The 4,231-nt window shown below is 75.5% G+C and carries 5 protein-coding genes; 2 read left to right on the forward strand and 3 right to left on the reverse strand.

From position 1 onward, the window contains the following. On the forward strand, positions 1–790 hold a 790-nt coding region (locus tag AE652_RS29895), incomplete at its 5' end, for a polysaccharide deacetylase family protein (protein ID WP_049657119.1). A gap of 49 nt (positions 791–839) precedes the next feature. Here the strand turns inward: AE652_RS29895 and AE652_RS29900 are convergent. The 3 genes from AE652_RS29900 to AE652_RS29910 form a co-directional block, all read right to left on the reverse strand. Beyond that, positions 840–1,271 (reverse strand): YchJ family protein, encoded by a 432-nt coding sequence (locus AE652_RS29900; protein WP_049657121.1) that lies wholly within the window; start codon positions 1,269–1,271, stop codon positions 840–842. A 120-nt stretch (positions 1,272–1,391) separates the two neighbouring features. Beyond that, entirely contained in the window at positions 1,392–2,936 is a 1,545-nt protein-coding gene (locus AE652_RS29905; RefSeq protein ID WP_049657122.1) for an FAD-dependent monooxygenase, read from the reverse strand. Between the two features lie 44 nt (positions 2,937–2,980). Beyond that, positions 2,981–3,595 (reverse strand): TetR family transcriptional regulator, encoded by a 615-nt coding sequence (locus AE652_RS29910; protein WP_049657124.1) that lies wholly within the window; start codon positions 3,593–3,595, stop codon positions 2,981–2,983. A gap of 204 nt (positions 3,596–3,799) precedes the next feature. Here AE652_RS29910 and AE652_RS29915 point away from each other — a divergent pair, with 204 nt between their 5' ends. Next, positions 3,800–4,201 (forward strand): cytochrome C oxidase subunit I, encoded by a 402-nt coding sequence (locus tag AE652_RS29915; protein WP_143204590.1) that lies wholly within the window; start codon positions 3,800–3,802, stop codon positions 4,199–4,201. The last annotated feature ends 30 nt before the right edge of the window (positions 4,202–4,231 follow it).

A 4,231-nucleotide genomic window follows, 5' to 3' on the forward strand; every position in this document is an offset into this window, starting at 1 on the left:
GAACGCGGCGCCCGCCGCTCCGGACGCCGACCACGCCGGCGCCCCGCCCCTGGCGGAGGAGGCGAACAGCGCCGAGGCCGTGGCCCGTCAGGAGGCGGCCGCCCAGCACTGGGGCCTGGAGCGCCCGCCGCTGAAGGCCCCGCCGCGTCCGGCGACCAAGCCCGAGCTCACCCCGGTGCAGGGCGTCAAGCTCGCCGACGGCCGCCCGCCCGTCGTCTTCCGGGTGCCGACCGACGACAAGGTGGTCTTCCTGACCGTCGACGACGGTGACGAGAAGGACCCCGAGTTCTCCCGGATGGCCGCGGACCTGGGCATCCCGCTCAGCACCTACGTCTCCGACTACCTCGCCCGCGAGAACTACGGCTACTTCCGCGACCTGCACGCCCAGGGCGTGGAGATCAACAACCACACGATCAACCACCGCAACCTGAAGGTGCTGGACTACGACACCCAGCGCGAGGAGATCTGCACCCAGCAGGACCAGCTGGAGAAGCAGATCGGCGTCCGCCCCCGGCTGTTCCGGCCGCCGTACGGCGAGTACAACGACGACACCCTGCGCGCGGCGGCCTCCTGCGGGGTGCAGGCGGTGCCGATGTGGAACGAGGAGGCCTTCCCGGACCACATGGAGTGGCGCTACGACGACCGGAAGCTGCACCCGGGCGACATCATCCTGACCCACTTCCGGGGCACCGACATCTGGAAGGCCTCGATGCCGGACCTGCTGCGCAAGGTCGTCAACGACGTCACCGCGCAGGGCTTCGCGCTGGCCCGGCTGGACGACTACCTGTAGCGGCGGCCCGGAGCGGCCACCCGAGCGCGGCCGCCGCGGGTCGGGTGGCTCAGCCGAGCGAGAGGGCGTCCAGGTACACCCAGGCGCCCTCGTGCCGCACGAAGCGGCTGTTCTCGCTGAGCACGCCCTCCTCGCCGCCCTCGGTCCAGTGCGCCCGGAAGGCGACGGTGCCCTGCGCGTGGAAGGCGCCGCCCTCGGTGGTGTCGACCACCTCCAGCCCGGTCCAGCGCAGCCCCGGGTCGAAGTCGACCTCGGCCGGCCGGGTGTCCGGGTGCCAGGTGCGCAGCAGGTACGCCTCGTCCTGCGCGGCGAAGGCGCTGAACCGGGAGCGCATCAGCGACTCGGCGGTGGTGGCCGCCGCCTGGCCCCGGTGCAGCCGGCCGCAGCAGTCGCCGTAGGCGGCGGGCAGGCCGCACGGGCAGGGGGACGAGGGCAGCAGCCGGGGCGCGGCGGCGCGGGGCGCGGAACGACGTCGGGACATGCCGCCATTCTCCCCCACCCGTCCGGCGCCTCCCCGGCGGCCCCGCGGACGGCGGGTACGGGCCCGTCCGCGTCGTGGTGGAACCCGTCGCCGCGGAACCCGTCCGCGGGGTGCCCGTCCTCAGGAGGAGGCGGCGCCGAACCAAGTGCGCAGCGCCCGGGCCAGCCCCTCCCGGTCCGCCCGGTCGGGCCCGGTCGCCCAGGCGACGTAGCCGTCCGGGCGCAGCAGCAGGGCGCCGGCCGGCGGCTGCGGGCAGTCGGCCGTGACGAGGTCGACCCGGTCCTTCCAGCCCGCCGCCGGGTCCGCGAGGCCGAGCCGGCCGCCGGTGAGGTCGACGATCAACGGGCGTCCGGTGCGGGCGAGTTCGGCGATCCGGGCGGGGCCGTTCGGGGTGGTCGTCGCGAGCTCCGGCACGAACCGCCCGGCCAGCGGGTGCGGGCAGCCGACGTCGTGGCGGACGTCGCTGCCGGCCATCAGCGCGGCGATCCGGCCGAGGTTGTCCGGGTGCGCCAGCAGCTCGTCGAACAGGGCGCGCACCGCGGTGGTCCCGGGGCCGGGGGCCATCAGGGCGGTCTGGGCCTGGGAGTGCATGAACACCCGCTCGCCGACCGGGCGGCGCTCGTTCTGGTAGCTGTCCAGCAGGCCGGGCGGGGCCCAGCCGTGCAGGTCGGCGGCGAGCTTCCAGCCGAGGTTGGCGGCGTCCTGGAGGCCGAGGTTGAGGCCCGGGCCGCCGGTCGCGGCGTGCACGTGGGCGGCGTCGCCGACGAGCAGGACCCGGCCGTCGCGGTAGCGCTCGGCGAGCCGGGTGTTGTGGCCGACGGTGCGGCGCGGGGTGAACGGTCCGGCGGTACGGGCCGGGGCGAGCGGCAGGTCGGCGCCGGTCACCCGGCGGACGCTGGCGCGCAGCTCGTCCAAGGTGAGCGGGGTCCGCTGGTCCACCGGTGGGCCGCCCCACTCCATGGTGGCGATCATGACGGCGTCCGGGCCGAACGGGGAGATGACGAACACGCCGTGGTCGGTGCGGGTGTGGGTGAAGACGCGGAACGGGGTCGGGCAGCCGGGCAGCAGGACGTCGCCGTTGTCGGTGGTGCGCACCCCCTCGGGCGGCAGCACGTGCGCGACGCGGGAGACGGGGTCGGGCGAGGTGACGCCGGGGAAGCCGATCCCGGCGAGTTTGCGGACGGTGCTGCGGCCGCCGTCCGCGCCGACCAGGTAGCGGGCGCGCAACTGTCCGGCGCCGTCGGGGCCTTGGACGTCGACGGTCACCCCGGTCGGGTCCTGGCGCAGGCCGGTGACCTCGCGGTCGCGGCGCACGGTGACGCCCAGGTCGAGGAGGCGTTCCTCCAGTACCTCCTCGATCCGGTGCTGGGGTACGGGTACGGCGTGCAGCGGGTTCCGGTCGAGCCGGTGCAGTTCCAGCGGGAAGGCGCCGAACACGAAGCGCGGCACGGGCCGCGGCGCGCCCGGGACGCCGCTGAGCGGCTGGTGCAGGCCGCGGTGGTCGAGCAGCCGGAGCACCTGGCCGACCAGCCCGTTGGCCTTCTGCTCGCCCGAGCGCGCGGGCAGCCGGTCCAGGACCACCGGCCGGATTCCGGCCAGCGCCAGTTCGCCGGCCAGGAACAGCCCGACCGGGCCGGCGCCGACGATGACGACATCGCTGTTCATCTCAAGTCCCCGTTCATGTCGAATGCCCCTCGGATGCGGTGGGGTCACCGTGACGACGGATCGGGCAGCCCGGCCGCCAGCTGGCGCAGCGCCTCGGTGAGCAGCGGCTGGAACGGCACCACCGGGTCGGCGGCCAGGTAGTGCTCGTTGGCGGCCTGCAGCGCGGAGAGCGCGGCCGAGGCGACCAGGTTCGGGTAGAGGTCCCGGTCGGCGTCGGTCCCGGTCCGGGCGGCCACCGCCGCCGCCAGCTCCCTCCGGACGCCGGCGCTGTCGCGGAGCAGTTCGGCCTGGAGCGCCGGTTCGCGCAGCAGCAGCCGCACGGCGGCGGTCCAGCGCGGGTCGGGTTCCTCGGGCGCGCCGACGTACGGTGCGACGAGGGAGCGGGTCAGCGCCTCCCACAGCGGCTCCTGCGCCGGGCGGGCCCGCAGCTCCCCGGCGGCCTGCAGGACCCGGTCGCGGTGCCGGGAGACGATCGCCTCGGCCTTGCTGGAGAAGTAGTTGTTGTAGGTGCGCGGGGAGACCCCGGCCGCGGCCGCGATGTCCTCCACCCGGACGTTCTCCAGCCCCCGCTCCACCGCGAGCCGCAGTGCGGCCCAGCCCAGTGCCTCCCGCGTCGCGGCCTTCTTCCGTTCCCGCAGGCCGGGCTGGTCCTTCGTCATGGCCACCACTGTCCCGCGAAAGGTGCGCGACGCGCAATAGTGCGTGGCACGCAAGTTTTTCCCGGCCGCGCGGGCTGTGGCGAGCCGCCCGCCACCTGCGGTTTGTCGCTGGTAGTAGTTGCCTGGTCGCGGAGCGATCCCCGTCGGGAGCCCGACCCCGCAGGCTTTCCGGCGGGACGACTCGACAGGACTGGAGGAGCGGTCATGGGTGGCAGACAGCGTCCGCCGAGAGCGCGGACGCCTCGTCAGGGCAGGCCCGCCGGCGTCGGTGCCCGGGTGAACTCCCGGGCGGAGTTCGCCCGCATCGAGGGGTTCCTGGCCTGGGAGGCGGAGGTCGCGGCGGCCGAACGGGACGCCCGCGCGTTCGCCGCGCAGTTCCCGTGGCTGCCGGCGGCGGAGCGGGAGAGCCTCGAACAGGCCTACGCCGCCGACCGGTTGCGCTACGCCGAGGAGGTCGTCGACCGCGCGGTCGAGCGCTGCCGCCGGCTGGCCGCCCGGTACCGCGTCGAGTGCCGCCGGATCTGCGCCCGCTGGGCCGCGCTCTGCCTCTCCGTCACCGTGACGGCGGCGCTGTTCGCCGTGGTCCCGGCCGTCCTGCGCGGCTGAGCGGCCCGGGCCCGCCGTCGGCGGGCCCCG

The organism is Kitasatospora sp. MY 5-36 (assembly GCF_001182915.1).
Lineage (GTDB): Bacteria > Actinomycetota > Actinomycetes > Streptomycetales > Streptomycetaceae > Kitasatospora.

Excerpts from the sequence above, each read along its gene's own strand:
- AE652_RS29900 (WP_049657121.1), bottom strand. The coding sequence starts at position 1,271 with ATGTCCCGACGTCGTTCCGCGCCCCGCGCCGCCGCGCCCCGGCTGCTG.
- AE652_RS29915 (WP_143204590.1), top strand. The coding sequence starts at position 3,800 with ATGGGTGGCAGACAGCGTCCGCCGAGAGCGCGGACGCCTCGTCAGGGC.
- AE652_RS29910 (WP_049657124.1), bottom strand. The coding sequence starts at position 3,595 with ATGACGAAGGACCAGCCCGGCCTGCGGGAACGGAAGAAGGCCGCGACG.
- AE652_RS29905 (WP_049657122.1), bottom strand. The coding sequence starts at position 2,936 with ATGAACAGCGATGTCGTCATCGTCGGCGCCGGCCCGGTCGGGCTGTTC.